20 protein-coding genes are annotated in these 15,180 nt (G+C 58.0%); 2 read left to right on the forward strand and 18 right to left on the reverse strand.

Annotation, left to right across the window (positions count from 1 at the left end; genetic code table 11):
• Positions 1-147: 147 nt before the first annotated feature.
• The 5 genes from AC07OG_RS19290 to puuE form a co-directional block, all read right to left on the reverse strand.
• Entirely contained in the window at positions 148-1,452 is a 1,305-nt protein-coding gene (locus tag AC07OG_RS19290; protein ID WP_495067793.1) for a urate hydroxylase PuuD, read from the reverse strand.
• Between the two features lie 50 nt (positions 1,453-1,502).
• Positions 1,503-2,006 carry an ureidoglycolate lyase gene (locus AC07OG_RS19295; RefSeq protein ID WP_060541542.1) on the reverse strand — a complete coding sequence of 168 codons (504 nt, stop codon included), beginning with the start codon at positions 2,004-2,006 and terminating at the stop codon, positions 1,503-1,505.
• A gap of 121 nt (positions 2,007-2,127) precedes the next feature.
• On the reverse strand, positions 2,128-3,123 hold the full coding sequence (alc, locus tag AC07OG_RS19300) for an allantoicase (RefSeq protein ID WP_495067794.1): 996 nt from the start codon (positions 3,121-3,123) through the stop codon (positions 2,128-2,130).
• Positions 3,124-3,212: 89 nt separating this feature from the next.
• Positions 3,213-3,728: a 2-oxo-4-hydroxy-4-carboxy-5-ureidoimidazoline decarboxylase gene (gene uraD, locus AC07OG_RS19305; RefSeq protein ID WP_262196151.1), complete on the reverse strand. Its 516-nt coding sequence runs from the start codon at positions 3,726-3,728 to the stop codon at positions 3,213-3,215.
• Positions 3,725-4,651, reverse strand: a complete 927-nt coding sequence (gene puuE, locus AC07OG_RS19310) for an allantoinase PuuE (RefSeq protein WP_495067795.1) — start codon at positions 4,649-4,651, stop codon at positions 3,725-3,727. Before puuE ends, uraD begins: the two co-directional genes overlap by 4 nt.
• A gap of 431 nt (positions 4,652-5,082) precedes the next feature.
• Between puuE and uraH the strand changes: the two genes are divergently transcribed.
• The gene (uraH, locus tag AC07OG_RS19315) at positions 5,083-5,436 is read left to right on the forward strand and encodes a hydroxyisourate hydrolase (RefSeq protein WP_008031462.1); all 354 of its coding nucleotides are present in this window, start codon (positions 5,083-5,085) and stop codon (positions 5,434-5,436) included.
• 229 nt (positions 5,437-5,665) lie between these two features.
• On the opposite strand, the gene AC07OG_RS19320 is transcribed toward uraH, so the two are convergent.
• The 13 genes from AC07OG_RS19320 to AC07OG_RS19380 all read right to left on the reverse strand — a co-directional run bounded on the left by AC07OG_RS19320 (position 5,666) and on the right by AC07OG_RS19380 (position 14,556).
• Positions 5,666-6,292 (reverse strand): LysE family translocator, encoded by a 627-nt coding sequence (locus tag AC07OG_RS19320; protein WP_495067796.1) that lies wholly within the window; start codon positions 6,290-6,292, stop codon positions 5,666-5,668.
• A gap of 65 nt (positions 6,293-6,357) precedes the next feature.
• On the reverse strand, positions 6,358-7,707 hold the full coding sequence (locus tag AC07OG_RS19325; protein ID WP_060541547.1) for an NCS2 family permease: 1,350 nt from the start codon (positions 7,705-7,707) through the stop codon (positions 6,358-6,360).
• 361 nt (positions 7,708-8,068) lie between these two features.
• Entirely contained in the window at positions 8,069-8,440 is a 372-nt protein-coding gene (locus tag AC07OG_RS19330) for a glutathione S-transferase N-terminal domain-containing protein (RefSeq protein ID WP_060541548.1), read from the reverse strand.
• Positions 8,441-8,544: 104 nt separating this feature from the next.
• Complete coding sequence (gene folE, locus AC07OG_RS19335) at positions 8,545-9,090, reverse strand: GTP cyclohydrolase I FolE (protein WP_169994120.1); 546 nt, start codon at positions 9,088-9,090, stop codon at positions 8,545-8,547.
• A 22-nt stretch (positions 9,091-9,112) separates the two neighbouring features.
• Positions 9,113-10,321 (reverse strand): tyrosine-type recombinase/integrase, encoded by a 1,209-nt coding sequence (locus tag AC07OG_RS19340; protein ID WP_495067797.1) that lies wholly within the window; start codon positions 10,319-10,321, stop codon positions 9,113-9,115.
• 192 nt (positions 10,322-10,513) lie between these two features.
• Positions 10,514-10,927, reverse strand: a complete 414-nt coding sequence (locus AC07OG_RS19345) for a hypothetical protein (protein ID WP_495067798.1) — start codon at positions 10,925-10,927, stop codon at positions 10,514-10,516.
• The gene (locus tag AC07OG_RS19350) at positions 10,924-11,466 is read right to left on the reverse strand and encodes a phosphohydrolase (RefSeq protein ID WP_495067799.1); all 543 of its coding nucleotides are present in this window, start codon (positions 11,464-11,466) and stop codon (positions 10,924-10,926) included. Before AC07OG_RS19350 ends, AC07OG_RS19345 begins: the two co-directional genes overlap by 4 nt.
• A complete protein-coding gene (locus AC07OG_RS19355) occupies positions 11,463-11,684 on the reverse strand; it encodes a hypothetical protein (RefSeq protein WP_495067800.1) in 222 nt (73 codons plus the stop codon). Before AC07OG_RS19355 ends, AC07OG_RS19350 begins: the two co-directional genes overlap by 4 nt.
• Positions 11,681-12,100, reverse strand: a complete 420-nt coding sequence (locus AC07OG_RS19360) for a hypothetical protein (RefSeq protein WP_495067801.1) — start codon at positions 12,098-12,100, stop codon at positions 11,681-11,683. Before AC07OG_RS19360 ends, AC07OG_RS19355 begins: the two co-directional genes overlap by 4 nt.
• A 51-nt stretch (positions 12,101-12,151) precedes the next feature.
• Positions 12,152-12,478: a pyocin activator PrtN family protein gene (locus tag AC07OG_RS19365; protein WP_407514034.1), complete on the reverse strand. Its 327-nt coding sequence runs from the start codon at positions 12,476-12,478 to the stop codon at positions 12,152-12,154.
• A gap of 158 nt (positions 12,479-12,636) precedes the next feature.
• Entirely contained in the window at positions 12,637-12,921 is a 285-nt protein-coding gene (locus tag AC07OG_RS19370) for a phage antirepressor KilAC domain-containing protein (protein WP_495067802.1), read from the reverse strand.
• A 9-nt stretch (positions 12,922-12,930) separates the two neighbouring features.
• The gene (locus tag AC07OG_RS19375; RefSeq protein ID WP_495067803.1) at positions 12,931-13,521 is read right to left on the reverse strand and encodes a hypothetical protein; all 591 of its coding nucleotides are present in this window, start codon (positions 13,519-13,521) and stop codon (positions 12,931-12,933) included.
• Positions 13,522-13,773: 252 nt separating this feature from the next.
• Entirely contained in the window at positions 13,774-14,556 is a 783-nt protein-coding gene (locus AC07OG_RS19380; protein ID WP_495067804.1) for a S24 family peptidase, read from the reverse strand.
• 86 nt (positions 14,557-14,642) lie between these two features.
• Between AC07OG_RS19380 and AC07OG_RS19385 the strand changes: the two genes are divergently transcribed.
• Positions 14,643-14,900 (forward strand): YdaS family helix-turn-helix protein, encoded by a 258-nt coding sequence (locus AC07OG_RS19385; protein ID WP_495067805.1) that lies wholly within the window; start codon positions 14,643-14,645, stop codon positions 14,898-14,900.
• Positions 14,901-15,180 lie beyond the last annotated feature (280 nt).

A 15,180-nucleotide genomic window follows, 5' to 3' on the forward strand; every position in this document is an offset into this window, starting at 1 on the left:
GCCCCCGTTGGGTTGCGAAGCAGCCCCAAAACCGACAATTGCGTTGCGTCTGAGAGATCGCATCCGCAGGTTTTACGACTGCTTCGCAGTCGAACGGGGGCGAGCCCCCTCGCCACAAAAGCCCGTTTTCACGGGCTTTTGTGTTGCTTAGTTGGTCGGAGCTCCCTGCACAATCCAGGCACCGATCAGATCACGTTCCTGCTGGGTCATCTGGGTGATGTTGCCCAGTGGCATGATCTGGCTGGTGACGGCTTGAGCCTGGATGCGCGCAGCGTTCTGGCGGATCTGCTCGGGAGTGTCGAACATCACGCCGGCAGGCGCTGCGCTGAACAGCGGGCTGGTCGGTTTGGCCGAGTGACACACTGCGCAACGTTCCTGAATCACGCTATGCACCTTGTCGAAACCAGGGCCGGCGTTGGACGCTTGGGCCGGTGCGGCTGCGGGTGCCTCTGCAGGTTTCGCTTCAGCCGGTTTCAAGCCACCGCCCACTGCTGTTTCCGGCAGCGGCTGGTACTCGATCGCAGCGGGTGCCTTGGCCACTTCAGGGGCGCTGGACATCGGCTTCGGACCGGTTACATAAGCCAGGCAAATCATGCCGACGGCTGCCACTGGCAGGGTCCAGGCAAACTTGTGGCTGTCGTGACGGGTGTTGAAGTAGTGACGCACCAGCACCGCAAACACCGCGATCCCGGCCAGGATCAGCCAGTTGTATTGGCTGCCATAGGTGCTCGGGAAGTGGTTGCTGATCATGATGAACAGCACCGGCAGGGTGAAGTAGTTGTTGTGACGCGAACGCAGCAGGCCTTTGGCCGGCAGCGCCGGATCGGGCGTGCGGTTTTCGGCAATCGCCGCCACCAGTGCGCGCTGCGCCGGCATGATGATGCGGAACACGTTGCCGACCATGATGGTGCCGATGATCGCGCCGACGTGCAGGTACGCACCACGACCGCTGAACACCTTGCTGAAGCCGTAGGCCGCGCCGATGATCAGTACGAACAGGATGAAACCCAGCAGGGCAGGGCGTTTGCCCAGGGCCGAGTCGCAGAGGAAGGAGTAGACGAACCAGCCGACGAACAGTGAGCCGATGCCCAGCAGAACGCCTTCAGGGCCGGTCAGGCTGCTGCCTGGGGCCAGCAGGTAGAGCGTCGGGTTGGAGTAGAACACCACGCACAGCAGCGCGATACCCGACATCCAGGTGAAGTAGGCTTCCCATTTGAACCAGTGCAGGTTGTCCGGCATGGTCGGTGGAGCCAGTTTGTATTTTTCCAGGTGGTAGATACCGCCGCCGTGGATCGCCCACAAATCACCGGCCAGACCACTTTTCGGGTTGACCCGATTGAGGTTGTTTTCCAGCCAGACGAAATAGAACGATGCGCCGATCCAGGCCACACCAGTAATCATATGAACCCAGCGTACGCTCAGGTTCAGCCATTCCAACAGATGTGCTTCCACAGTCTTTACCTCTCGCCTGTCACTCTGTTGTCGAGTGATCAGACCTTCTCTTATTGGTGGGGGGCGAGGACCAAACGCTCTTCCTCTTTGAAAAAATGCTCATCGCAGTTATTGCCTGTGCCACTGCGATCAACCACCAGGAAGTCATCCCGCTTTTCGATCGTCAGCACCGGGTGGTGCCAGACGCCGCGATGGTAATTGATGCCCTGCCTGCCGTTGGTGACGAAGGCGCGGACCAAGCCTGATACAGGTTCATCGCCAACTGGCGCGACCACGATCAGAAAGGGGTTGCCGAGCAGCGGAATGAAAGCCTGGCTGCCCAGCGGATGACGCTCCAGCATGCTCACGGTCAGCGGCATGTCCTGCGCGTCGGCGCGGAAAATGCTGATGATTGCGTTGTCTTCTGGCGTGGCGGTTTCAACCGTCGCCAGTTTATGGAAGCGCATGGTCGAACCGTTGTTGATCATGAAGTGATCGCTGCCGTCGGTTTCGATCACGTCACCGAAAGGGGCGAAGGCTTCTTTGGTCAGCGGTTCAATCGTCAGTGTGCGCATGCTGTTCTTCTTTTCGTTGAGTTCTGTGTTGTTGGTTCTGACGCCTTCGCGAGCAAGCCCGCTCCCACATTTGGAATGCATTCCCCTGTGGGAGCGGGCTTGCTCGCGAAGGGCGCGCCGCTTACTTCGCTACTTTGCCCAAAACCCGCAGGCGGCTAACACCACCATCCGGGAACACGTTCAGGCGGATGTGGGTGATCGGGCCCAGTGCCTTGATCTGCTCGGCGAAGGTGTGTTCGGCGTGCATTTCCAGTTTCTGGCTTGGCAGCAGTTCGCGCCAGAACAGCGACTGGGTTTCGATCTGGCTGTCGGTACCGCCCTTCACGAACGCGCCCTGGATCGAGCAGCTGTCCGGGTAGTTACCCTTGAAGTGCAGCGTGTCGACCACGACTTTCTCGACTTCGCCAGCATGACCCAGCGCGACGATTACCCAGTCATTGCCCGGGGTACGACGACGTGCGGTTTCCCAGCCGTCGCCCATGTTGATACCACGGCCCGGGTTGAGGATGTTGCTCATGCGGCCGAAGTGTTCATCGGAGCAGGCGAGGGCGCGGCCACCGTTGAGGGCTGCGGCCAGGTCGACTTGCTCGTTGTCGCCCACAGCGGACCAGTCGCGGTGTGGCACGCCGTACACGCGCAGGCGGGCTACACCACCATCCGGGTAGATGTTGAAGCGCAGGTGGCTGAACGCCTGGTCGTTGCTGATTTCGTGATAGTGGTGGCTGTTGCCCTGCAACTCGACGGCAGACAGCACTTCAGTCCACTGGGTATTGTCGTCGGGTTCGCCCGATGCCAGGAAGCAGGCTTCCAGGGACGCCGACGGCGGGAAGTTACCGGTGAAGAATGAAGTGTCGATGTCCACGCCCTTGATCGAACCAGGCACGCCCAGGCGGATTACCGCGCTGTCGTAGCCTTCGAAGCGCTTGCGGCGCGACTCCCAGCCGTCCATCCACTTGCCGTTGTCATCGAACACGCCCTCCTTCCACACGGCCGGGGTCGGTTGGAACAGACGGTTGGCGTCTGCGAACCAGTCATCGGTGACCGAGATGATTTTGGTGCCCAAGCGGGCGTCGGCCAGGTTGACGAACTTCTCGAAAGGTACGGCGTAAGCTTTCATTCTTCTTGTCTGCCTTTAATAAGTTGGCTTGGGATGCTTGCAGGGCCCTGGTCGATTTCGACGTTCATGAATTTGCAGGGCCAGGCTCGCTATAGGGTCAGTAAACGGAACAGGGCGATCTTGTTGATCTCCGCCAGCGCGCATTTGAACTCGGTGTCGACCGGGTTGTGGATGCGCGTTTCGAACGCCGCGAGGATCTGATGCCGGTTGCTGCCTTTTACCGCCATGATGAAGGGAAACTTGAACTTGGCCTTGTAGGCGTCGTTCAGCTCGGTGAAGCGCTGGAACTCTTCGGCCGTGCATTGGTGAATACCGGCGCCAGCCTGTTCATTGGTGCTGGCTTCGGTCAACTCGCCCTGGACGGCAGCTTTGCCGGCCAGGTCCGGGTGAGCGTTGATCAGGGCCAATTGACTGGCGTGATCGGCGCTCAACAGGATGTCGCTCATGCGCTGGTGCAGGGTTTCGATCTGGTCGATCGAAGCGTCCTGGCCCAGGTCGAAGGCCTTTTCGGCCACCCATGGCGAGTGTTCGTAAATGTCGGCAAAGGCTTTGACGAAGGCGTCGCGGCTCAGGGTCGAGGGTTTCAGGCTTTGAAAGGTGCTCATTTGGCGGCCCCTTGGTACGGGTGGGTTTGTTGCCAGTGGCGTGCGATGTCGACGCGACGGCTGAACCACACCTGTTCATGACTTTTAGCGTATTCGATAAAGCGCTTGAGCGAAGCCAGTCGCGCCGGACGGCCGATCAATCGGCAGTGCAGGCCAATCGACAGCATCTTCGGTGCTTCGGCGCCCTCGGCGTACAGCACATCGAACGCATCTTTCAGGTATTCGAAGAAATCGTCGCCCTTGTTGAAGCCCTGCACCTGGGTGAAGCGCATGTCGTTGGTGTCCAGGGTGTACGGGATCACCAGGTGCGGCTTGCCGGTCGGGTTGTTCGGTTCCCAGTAGGGCAGGTCGTCGTCATAGGTGTCGCTGTCGTAGAGGAAGCCACCTTCCTCCATCACCAGGCGTCGGGTATTCGGGCCAGTGCGGCCGGTGTACCAGCCCAACGGGCGCTCGCCGGAGATTTCGGTGAGGATGCGGATCGCTTCGAGCATGTGCTCGCGCTCTTCGGCTTCGTCCATGTACTGGTAGTCGATCCAGCGGTAGCCGTGGCTGCAGATCTCGTGGCCGGCATCGACCATGGCGCGGATCACATCCGGGTGGCGCTGGGCGGCCATGGCCACGGCGAAGACGGTCAGTGGAATGTCGAATTCCTTGAACAGTTTCAGAATCCGCCAGACGCCGGTGCGGCTGCCATACTCGTAGAGCGATTCCATGCTCATGTTACGTGCGCCTTGCAGCGGCTGGGCGGAAACCATTTCCGAGAGGAAGGCCTCGGACTCTTTGTCGCCGTGCAGGATGTTGCGCTCGCCACCTTCTTCGTAATTGAGCACGAAGGACAGTGCGATGCGGGCATTGCCAGGCCAGTGTGGGTGCGGAGGGTTACTGCCGTAACCGACCAGGTCGCGTGGGTAGTCAGCGCTCACTGCAGTCTTCCTTCTTGTTCGTGTTGACAGGTTGTGTGGCGCGCCTGAAGTAATTGAAAGGCTGGCGTCACAGCGATGGAGTGATTGTATACAACTTTATATTCACTTTGTAAGCCTGAATTTTCGCATTTTTAACCAGCTGTCATCTTTTGCTGTTATGCGCATAGGTCTGCAATAAATCTGCCTGAACGGTCAGCGACTGAATAAGAGATGTAACAGCGGTCAGATTTGGCTTCAGATGGGTGATAAATGGACCGATGGCCGGAGAGGCGGGAAAAATGTCGTTTTTATTGTGTACAATTTTTATGGAAAATGTCTTAATCGGTCGCTCGCCGCAGCTTTTCGTGCTCCGAATCGGTGCGGTCTCCTTTTCAACTGACTTCGGGAGGCGCGAGGTCTGACTGCTCCATGCAGGCAGGCGCGCAGAATCAATGGGACGTTTGACTACACACGTTTTGGACGCAGCACACGGTTGCCCGGGCAGCTCGATCAAGGTCGAGTTGTACCGTGTTGAAGGCTCGCAGCTGGAATTGGTCGCCAGCGCGATCACCAACAGCGATGGCCGGGTCGATGCACCGTTGCTGCAAGGTGATGACTACCGGACCGGGGTCTATCAGGTTCAGTTTCACGCTGGCGATTATTACCGCGCCCGGGGCGTTCAACTGCCGGAACCGGCATTTCTGGATGTGGTGGTGCTGCGCTTTGGCATATCCGCCGAGCAGGATCACTACCACGTGCCATTGCTGATTTCGCCTTACAGCTATTCCACCTATCGCGGCAGCTGATCCCCCAAGCAGCTGCCTCAGCCTGGAAGCGACTGCGCATATAGCTTCTTTGGTCTTTCGCCCGCTCACACTGCGGGCTTTTTTTCGTCTGGAGAAAACTGGTGTCTGTGAAGCCGTCTTCGCGAGCAAGCCCGCTCCCACACCGGATCACCCTCGAACGCAAATACCATGTTCGCTGACAATCAACTGTGGGAGCGGGCTTGCTCGCGAAGCTCTTAGCTTCAGGCTTTTAGCGGCTAAGTAGAGACGCCGCCCCCGCGCCACCGAACAACCCGGCACTGATCCGGTTGAACCAGCTCTGTCCCTTGCCGCTGCGCAGATACCGCGCCGCACCATGGGCGCCGAGGCCGTAGGCCAGCTTGCACAGCAGGTCGAGCACGGTCCAGGTCACAATCATCACCAGCAACTGCGGCAGGAACGGCTGCTCGGCACTCAGGAACTGCGGGAGGAAAGCGGCGAAGAACAGAATGTCTTTGGGATTGCTCGCGCCCAGCATGAACGCGCGCCCGAACAGCGCACGAAAGTGTGGCACCGGCGCAGCCTGTGGTACTTGCGCGCCATGGGCGGGCAGGCGTGACTGCTGCCAGCTTTGCCACGAGAGATAGAACAGGTACAGCGCGCCGAGGATTTTCAAGGCACTGAACAGCTGCTCCGAGGCCAGCAACAACGCACCCAGGCCCAGCGCCGAAGCGCTGAGCAGGCAGATCGAGGCCGACACTCCGCCCAGAAAGGCCGGGTAGGAACGGCGCAGGCCATAATTAAGGCTGTTGCTGATCATCAGCAAAGACAGGGGGCCCGGGATCAATATCACTATCAGCGCAGCGCCGCTGAACAGCAGCCAGGTTTCCAGACTCATCACTTTCCTCCATTTGCACAAAAGCCTCACCCGACGGGGTGAGGCTGTTTTCAAGCCTTGATGGCTTACAAGAAGATGAACTTGGCGATGAAGATCGCGCAGAGCACCCACAGACTGACGGAAATTTCCTTGTACTTGCCAGTGCCGGCCTTCAACGCCACGTAGGTGATGAAGCCCAGTGCGATGCCGTCGGCGACCGAAAAGGTCAGCGGCATCATGATCGCTGTGACGATTGCCGGAATGCTGTCGGTCGCTTCATCCCATTCGATGTGGGCCATGCCGCCCATCATCAGCATCGCCACGTAGATCAGCGCGCCAGCGGTTGCATAGGCCGGAATCATTCCTGCCAGTGGAGCAAAAAACATGGCTGCGATAAACAGCACGCCAACAGTGACGGCGGTAAGACCGGTGCGACCACCCGCAGCAACACCAGCAGCACTTTCCACATAGCTGGTGACCGGCGGAACACCGACCACGGCGCCGAATACGCTGGATGCACTGTCGGCTTTCATGGCGCGCGACAGGTTTTCGATTCGGCCATCAGCGCCTACCAGATTGGCACGCTGGGCAACGCCCATCAAGGTGCCGGCGGTGTCGAACATGTGTACAAAGAGAAATGCCAGGACCACGCTGATCATGCTGACATTGAACACACCGGCGACATTCATGGCCATCCAGGTCGGAGCCAGGCTCGGCGGTGCCGACATGATGCCCTCATAGTGCACCAGGCCCAGGCCCCAGCCGGCGAGAGTCACGGTGATAATGCTGATCAGGATTGCGCCGAACACCCGGTGATAACTGAGGATGGCGATCATCAGGAAGCACACGGCAGCCAGCAGCGGGCCGGGTTCGCGCAGGGAACCGAGCTTGATCAGGGTCGCCGGGCTATCGACGACGATGCCTGCGGTTTTCAGGCCGATCAGCCCGAGAAACAGGCCAACGCCGGCGCCCATGGCGTAACGCAGGCTGACCGGAATGCTGTTGAGCAGCCATTCACGAATCCGCGAAAACGTCAGGATCATGAACAGCACACCGGAAACGAACACCGCACCCAGAGCGGTTTCCCAGTTGTAGCCCATGGTGCCTACCACGGTGTAAGTGAAGAACGCATTGAGCCCCATGCCTGGAGCCAGGCCGACTGGCCAGTTCGCATACAGGCCCATCAACAGGCAACCCAGCGCGGCGGCGATGCAGGTGGCGACGAAGGCCGCACCGTGATCGATCCCGGCGTCGGCCATGATGTTGGGGTTGACGAAAATGATGTAGGCCATGGTGATGAAGGTTGTCAGACCGGCAATCAGCTCAGTCTTCACCGTGGTGCCATGCAAAGTGAGTTTGAACAGGCGTTCCAGCAAGCCATTGCGCAATGGCGGCGAGAGTTCCAGCGTCGATGCATCGGATTTGCGGCTTTCCACAGCGAGTACTCCTCAAGAGTTTTATTGTTATTTCCAGGGCCGGACCCATGAGGGTGGCAGCGGCCCATTGAGGCACTTGCGAATTTGTTGACCGGTTGGTCAGGAACTCGCACGAAGTGGATTATGCTTTTGTATACAAAGAAAGCAAATAATGTTTTCTATTCTGCTTACGAAAAGTTTGGAAATAGGGATATATGGGACAAAAAAACCGGCGCGAAGGCCGGTTTTTTTTCTCTGAAGTTTGCGGTGCCTGCACCGGCCTCATCGCGGGCAAGCCCGCTCCCACAGGTTTTGCGAACACCGCACATCACTGTGGGAGCGGGCTTGCCCGCGATGAGGCCATCAGCTACACCGAAAAATCTCAGGCTGCCGCGAACCGCTTATCCAGATAATCAATGATCACCTTGGACTCATACATCCAGGTCGTCTGGCCATTTTCTTCGATACGCAGGCACGGCACTTTGATTTTGCCGCCTTGTTCCAACAGGGTCTGGCGATCCTGTTCGTTGTTTTTCGCGTCACGCAGTGCCACCGGCACATTCAGGCGGCGCAGGGTGCGGCGGGTCTTCACGCAGAACGGGCAGGCGTGGAATTGATACAGGGTCAGATCCTTGGCGGCGGATTCGACCTGGGCCTGGGCAGCCGCAGGGCGCTGCTTCTTGCCTGGGCGGGTCAGGAAGTCAATAAAGATGATCAGTTGGCCAAGGCCGACTCGAAGCGCTTTTACGAACACGTTGAAAGCCTCACGGTGCAGATTGAGAAGGGCGCGCAGCTTACCTGATTTTTCGCGGGCGAAAAAAAACCGGCGATGAATGCCGGTTTTCTTCGTGACGCGAATTACTTGATCAGGCTGAGGAATTCGCTGCGGGTCGCGGCGTTCTCACGGAACTCACCGAGCATCACCGAGGTGATCATCGACGAATTCTGCTTCTCCACACCGCGCATCATCATGCACATGTGCTTGGCCTCGATCACCACGGCAACACCCAGGGCACCGGTCACCTGCTGGACTGCTTCGGCGATCTGGCGGCTGAGGTTTTCCTGGATCTGCAGGCGGCGGGCGTACATGTCGACGATGCGCGCAACCTTGGACAGGCCCAGCACCTTGCCGCTTGGAATGTACGCGACGTGGGCCTTGCCGATGAACGGCAGCAGGTGGTGTTCGCACAGCGAGTACAACTCGATGTCCTTGACCAGCACCATTTCGCTGTTGTCGGAGCTGAACAAGGCACCGTTGGTGACTTCTTCCAATGTCTGTTCATAGCCGCGGCAGAGGTACTGCATGGCTTTGGCTGCACGCTTTGGCGTGTCGAGCAGGCCCTCGCGGGAGACGTCCTCGCCCAGTTGGCCGAGAATCGCGGTGTAATTCTGTTCCAGTGTCACAGGGGCTGATTCCATTAGGGTTTCAGAGGGGTACTGTTTCTGCCTGTACCAATTTTGTACCAATCAAGCTGTTTTCGAGCTTCCCGAGCTCACCCCAGTCGGTGCTGGAGTTCATCCAACGGGCGTAGGTCGATAGCAGCATCTGAACGCTATGACCGAGCTGAGTGGCAATAAATGCAGGGTTCATACCCGCCATGAGGCACATGGTAGCGTAAGTGTGCCGGCAGTTGTATTGCCGGCGGGCGCGAATCTTCAGGGCGGTCAGCGCCGCCTGGAAGTGTTTGTCGGTGACACTGGCTTGCTGGATGAATTCGAAGTTCTTGGTCGGTGGGAACACGAACGGCGACTTCACCTGCTTGCGGCGGCTCTGCTTAGCGCGTTGATTGGCAACACGCTGGGCCTCCTCGATCGCGTGCAAGGCGCGGCTGTTGAGCATGACCTGTCGGCTGTTGCGGGTTTTAGTGCGCTCCTCGATCTTGTAGTCCGCGACGATCCGACACACGTTTACCACTCTGTTTTCCTTATCGATCTCTTCCCAGCGCAGCGCAGCCATTTCACTGGGTCGCATGCCGGTATAAAAGGCAAACTCAAAATACGCCGCGTAGATGCGCATCGAATGGGTCAGGCTGCTATAAAGGTGGATGATGATCGCATCGGCCTCCGCCACCGTGAAAGGGTCGATCGGCTTTTTGGTTTTCGCCGGCAGTTCGATGGACTCAGCCGGGTTGCGGATGATCAATCCATCTTTTATGGCGGTGCCGAACAGCGTGGTCAATCGTTGAATGGCGGAGCGCTTCACCCCGGGTGATGCCCAAGACGTGCTGCCGACGATTTTACGCAGCATCACCGAAGTGATGCTGTCGAGCGGGAACAGGGCCAGCGTCGGCATCCAATACAGGTTGAGTGAAATGCGGTAATTCTTGCGAGTGCCTTCCACCACCTCCCGGCTGTTCAGCCACTGCTGGGCGTACTCCCCAAACAGGGGAGTCGCAGAGTAGGTCGCGTAAGCGGAGTTGGGGAACAGTTCGGCGTAGCGTTGTTCGTCCATTACCCCATGTTTGATCAGACCGGTTACGTTAGCGCGTAGATCGGCTGCCGCTTTAACGCCTTTCGGTGTCTGGGGATAGGGGAGGGTCTCGCAACGACGTTGCCCATTCCAGGTGAAGCGAATGCGGACGGACTGTCCAGCAAATTCAACTCCGGTGGGCAATCCCATTGGCTTTCGAGCCATGCCTCGTATCTCCTGATGCTGTAATAGATGCGATTATCAATGATGTTCCAGACGCCCCTGGGGATAACTCCCCTGGCCCGTTTCCCTTGCAGAGCTCTGCGGGTAGAACCAACCAGCTCGGCCATTTTCTCCTCGGGGATTTTGTCGACCTGGTAGTGGTCGAGTGGCGGTTCCGCAGTTGTTAGGCTGGCGTTATTCATTTTTTTGCCCCTCCACCATTCCGACGCCCGAATCTCGTTCTTCAGCTACCAGGCGAGAGCGCAGCTCAGCTTCCCGCGATAACGCTGCAAGGTATCTAGTCGTAATGTTTTGGAGTTCAGCGGATGTCGCGACTTGGGGGGAATTTAAGGCCTGCTCCATTGATCGGGCATGCGTATACCCCACGACAGGCTGCGCGGGCGGGCGAGCCTGAGCGTTTAGCGTTGCCTCAGGGTGCGCTGCCCCGCGCAGCTTTTCGTGGGGTATAAGTGCCTCGGCATTGGCGCTGAAAGGGGCAATAATGCCTGCTGCTGCGCAGCAGAGACTGTTTGTTTCTAGCATGTCGACACCAGATGAGTTACGGAGCAAAGCGGTCGATGTTTGGGTGGTGTTCTGGTCCATTTTCATGCCGCTCTCCTCCGGTGTTCGATAGCGAGTTGGTCCATCAGGCGCTGATGAAACGTGAGCCGGGCTTCGGTGGCGGACCATGGGCGGATGGTTTCTGGCGTGGGTTCGATGTCGATCAGGCAATCCCAAATGGTCGGGTCGGCTGGCAGCAGGTCACGGCGTTCAGTTGCCAGGGCGACAAGGTCGGCGTGGCGGACAGAGGCTGGTAATTCTGAGGCGAGGTTGAAGCGAGTGCAGATGCGCTCCCAAATCCATTGCTCGACGTCCTGGTATGCATGCATCCATTGCTTCAGCGGTTGCACCATGTCGCCGATATAAGCCTCGGCCGCGTCGTGGAGGAGGGCCGTCAGCTTGTCCTGTTCGGGCACCAGGTCCGCGACCATGCAACTGTGTTGCGCCACGCTGTAGAACTCACGAGTGTGGCCGTTGAAACGGCACAGGTGAGCCAGCGAATGAGCGATGTCACGTGGGTCGATTAAATCGGCATCTGGTTCGTACAGGTCAAAGCGCTTGCCGGTAACGGTGAGAATCTGGCTCATGCGACCTCCTTGGCCAGGTCCGCCAGTAGCAAGGCGTTCTTAGTGTCTTTGTTCAGTTTGCGCAGAGCGTCATGGCCGATCAGCGTGGACAGTTGTCGGTCGAATTCTTTACGAAAGCGAGTGAGCTCCTGCAATTCGGTAGTGGCTTTGGTGCATTGTTGATGCAGTTCACCGGCCGCCTGGGGTGTCAGGCGCAGCATTGGGATAACTTGACTCATGCTGCATCCTCCTGTGCTACCGGTTCCAAAAGGGTTGCCATGGCGAGCGCTTGATCGCGGAGCGCAAGGGTGTCTCGTTCGAGTTTTTTGCCGGTGCGGAATGCGCTGAATGTCTCGGCCGCGATTCTCAGTTGCTCTACGATGGCCAGCAGGATCTTGCGTTCTGGTTCTCCCAGTTTCGAGGCGGCCAGCGCGCGCTCGTAGTGGGAGTACAGTTGCTTGTGGTGGGCCAGGGCCTGATCAAGCGCTCGTTTCAGATCCTGGATAGTTCCTGAGTTATCTGATTGCTGAATGGCCTTTCCTTCGTCGATACCTTCGATGCGGCCATCGATCAGGCCGCCGCGATAGCCAGCCCAATAGGTGAGGCCGACGAGCAAGATGAGGGTGATCAGTGCGCAGATCTGAATTGTGGTCATGTGGTGTGCTCCTGGTTGTTTTACCCGGCCGGTGGTGGCGGCCGTTTGGGGTTACTGGTCCTGCGGGGTTGAATCGATCTGTTTCTTTGCCTGCTCCTCGTCGGCTGAATAGGCTCTGATGTCGATCCACGACGCCAGATGGCGGATATGGACGTACTTGAAGGATTTACGGCTGTCTTTGAGCGTGGTCACTGGCAATGGGATGCGGCCGTTGTCGAGGTCGGACGCGAACGTCTGTTCATTGAGATTGCGGAAGTACTGAAGGCGAAGCTTTTCCAGAGGAATAAGCACGTCGCCGAAGGTGCGGTAGAGCAGTTCAACGGTTACGGTTTCCGGTGTCGGCATCAGCCGGAGCGGGTTTTGATTGGTGTTGTTCATGGGCTTGCGTGGCCTCCTTGCGTTTGCATCTTGATGGGTGATTCCATGCGTTCAGGCAGTGCGTCTTGGTCAGCTCCCGCAGATGCTCCGGCACTTCGAGGAGCGCAGCGTTGCGCTCCTCGCGTGTGCGCATGGCAAGGATCTGGCGGGCGTACTCCCTAGGCCACGTCACGGTTGTCGGCCGGAATATCGGGGAGTTCGAGCCCTAGCTGCTCGGCCAGCCAGCGCATGCCGGCTTGCCGAACCTTGGTCGATTGGCTGTATTGCATGCCAGCAGTTTCGTGATACCAGGTGCCGTCCTTGATCCGCAGGTATTCGCGGTCGCGAACCGGGAAGGCCGGCAAGTTGCGGGCATTGAGAAGGCCTTTCTCGCGCATGAGCGCGATCAGCTTGGGTCGAGTGAGGCCGAAGTACTTGGCGGCTTTTTCCAGGCTACGTTCCATCTCGACCTCCTAGGCTGCATGCGCGGCGGGAGTCGCCACGGCAGCCAGGTGGTTGATGGATTCGGCTACTTGCTCGTAGATCTCGACATCTGTGCCGCACACGGTGAAGCACTTGGTGCGCGGGCGCTTCACGCCGATGCTCATGATGGTAGTGATGCCTGGGCGTGTTTGTGTGCGGTGGATGGCGACATGCAATGGGAGTTCGAAGCCCATGTCGAGGCTAAGTGAGCCGCCGGTGCGTACCAGCTCGAACACCTTCTGCCTATTCTCGACATCAAACCGCGCATATTGTCGGTTAGCGTGCGGGACGTTCTCTGGATCGGCTGTGTTACTGGGGGCAAGCGGGCCGTTGGCAATCTCTTCGATAAAGTCGGCCAGCTTGAGGTGCATCTTTTTTTCATTCTGCAAGGTCAGCGTGTGGCGCTCGCTGCCCAGTTCTACGGTGAAGAGGGTGTCTATGGCGCTTCGTTCAACCTTCAGGCGAAACGGCAGTGCTTCGCGTTGTGGCGTCGACCGCAGAGTGTGATTGAACGTCTCGCTCAGATTGACTTGGGCGTTGAGCAGTTGCAGCGTGCGGTTGTCGAGTTTGAACTTGCTCATGCTGCGTGCCCTCCGCCGTTCGGATCAAACGGTGCAGGTGCGGTGCGGGCCGCCAGCTTGGGTTTGTGGGGAATAAACGCGCATCCTAGGTACTGCGCTAGGCGGCGAATCTCCATGATGCGGGACGGGTTAGCAGCGGCCGGATGGACGTGCAGGGTGGCTGTGGTGTGCATGGTGTTGCCTCGCTCTGTGGTGGGAGAGTGAGGCAAGTAAACAATTTGTTTGGTTTGTGGTCAACACATTTTGTTTGGGTCAGATTAAAGATGGTCCCTTCAAAGGGCGGATTGACGACCACCAAAAAATTCGACCCAGAATCAGTACCCGTTGAGCCATTATCTGATCGAAGTCGTAATCTTCGTCAGCGTACTCGGTAGCATTGAAACTCCTCATTTTTAATCCTGTGGGGGTGCGCTGAAGAAATTTAATGCGGAAATGGCCGTCATGGTCGATAGCGTAAATTTCCCCGTCAATGATCCTGGTCATGCCTGTATCGATTCCGACGGTTGCGCCCGAAAGAATTAGCGGGTGGTTGCTGTTGCCGCTGTTGGTGGCAAACACTGCATTTGCAGGGTCCACTCCGCAGGTCCTCATAGTGGCCCTCGAAAAACGGAGCTTTGGCCCTGTAATCTCTTGGACTTCGGTGCGCGCAACCTTTCCTGGTCCGGAGGACAGTTCGACTTCCTTGTAAAGTCTCAACTCGACCTCGTCGTCATCTAGGGGGGTGTCGGAGTCCCAGGGAGCTAATGGCTCAAGGACATAAAGGGGGGAGTCATTGGCGGCGCGCTGCGGGTTGGAGCGTTCAGTGGTCGCCGTCCGCATAGGAACGTCTTTACCTTCCAGCCATTCGCGCTCCACAACCAATGTTGTCGCGACTTGGCCCGCCATGTATGCAGGTACGCCCCTGGCCTTCCAGTTCGTGATGTTTTGGTCGTTTTCCAAATCAAGCAGCCGCGCGAGCTCCGCGCCGGAAAGTCCGGAATCATCCAGTGCCTGACGAAAACGTTGCCCTTTTAGGTGTTGCGATTGTTTGCTCATAAACAGAATGTTACAGCCCTTGCATTCAAATGATAACAAACGTATTGTTTGGTTGTGTCATTCATTATGTTTGTGTAGGTGACGTCATGAGTACGCCTGATCAGGTGTTCGATTTGATAGTGCGGGTCGCAGAGGGGGCCGGTAAAAGCCCTTCGCAGCTAGCCAGAGAGTGTGGGGTTAGCCCTCAGCGCTTTTTTAATTGGCGGCGGCGGGGCGTACCAGTCGCTCAGGTTCGTCCACTTGCGAAAGCACTTTTAGGGGCTCTTCTGCCTCATGAGTTGCGGCCGGACTTGCCGGAGATATTCCCGGCTCCTGAAAACATCGCTGTCGTAAAAGCTGCATAGAAAAAAGGCGACCCAAGGGTCGCCCAGTTCCTCCCGGCACACACCACCACAGTGCTGTCGGGTCGCAATAAAGGTAGGCGGGCACACCACATGCAAAACCGCCAACCTTTATCGCGTTGCCAAGGCACGGATGCCTCGTGTTGCTGCCTTTTCCACCACAGATAGGGCAGCTGTTGCGCCAGAGGTAAACGACGGATCGTTTGCCTCGGCACGGTGCCGGTGTTGATCCTGAAGATCTAGCCGGCGTTTGGGCCCTTTCAAGCCACGCGGCAAATGTATC

The sequence above is a fragment of the Pseudomonas sp. GW821-FHT09H03 genome (assembly GCF_059415945.1).

Bases quoted from the DNA above. Each gene is read 5' to 3' on its own strand.
- AC07OG_RS19295 (WP_060541542.1), bottom strand. From the start codon at position 2,006: ATGCGCACACTGACGATTGAACCGCTGACCAAAGAAGCCTTCGCCCCT.
- alc (WP_495067794.1), bottom strand. From the start codon at position 3,123: ATGAAAGCTTACGCCGTACCTTTCGAGAAGTTCGTCAACCTGGCCGAC.
- uraD (WP_262196151.1), bottom strand. From the start codon at position 3,728: ATGAGCACCTTTCAAAGCCTGAAACCCTCGACCCTGAGCCGCGACGCC.
- uraH (WP_008031462.1), top strand. From the start codon at position 5,083: ATGGGACGTTTGACTACACACGTTTTGGACGCAGCACACGGTTGCCCG.
- AC07OG_RS19320 (WP_495067796.1), bottom strand. From the start codon at position 6,292: ATGAGTCTGGAAACCTGGCTGCTGTTCAGCGGCGCTGCGCTGATAGTG.
- AC07OG_RS19340 (WP_495067797.1), bottom strand. From the start codon at position 10,321: ATGGCTCGAAAGCCAATGGGATTGCCCACCGGAGTTGAATTTGCTGGA.
- AC07OG_RS19345 (WP_495067798.1), bottom strand. From the start codon at position 10,927: ATGAAAATGGACCAGAACACCACCCAAACATCGACCGCTTTGCTCCGT.
- AC07OG_RS19350 (WP_495067799.1), bottom strand. From the start codon at position 11,466: ATGAGCCAGATTCTCACCGTTACCGGCAAGCGCTTTGACCTGTACGAA.
- AC07OG_RS19355 (WP_495067800.1), bottom strand. From the start codon at position 11,684: ATGAGTCAAGTTATCCCAATGCTGCGCCTGACACCCCAGGCGGCCGGT.
- AC07OG_RS19360 (WP_495067801.1), bottom strand. From the start codon at position 12,100: ATGACCACAATTCAGATCTGCGCACTGATCACCCTCATCTTGCTCGTC.
- AC07OG_RS19365 (WP_407514034.1), bottom strand. From the start codon at position 12,478: ATGAACAACACCAATCAAAACCCGCTCCGGCTGATGCCGACACCGGAA.
- AC07OG_RS19370 (WP_495067802.1), bottom strand. From the start codon at position 12,921: ATGGAACGTAGCCTGGAAAAAGCCGCCAAGTACTTCGGCCTCACTCGA.
- AC07OG_RS19375 (WP_495067803.1), bottom strand. From the start codon at position 13,521: ATGAGCAAGTTCAAACTCGACAACCGCACGCTGCAACTGCTCAACGCC.
- AC07OG_RS19380 (WP_495067804.1), bottom strand. From the start codon at position 14,556: ATGAGCAAACAATCGCAACACCTAAAAGGGCAACGTTTTCGTCAGGCA.
- AC07OG_RS19385 (WP_495067805.1), top strand. From the start codon at position 14,643: ATGAGTACGCCTGATCAGGTGTTCGATTTGATAGTGCGGGTCGCAGAG.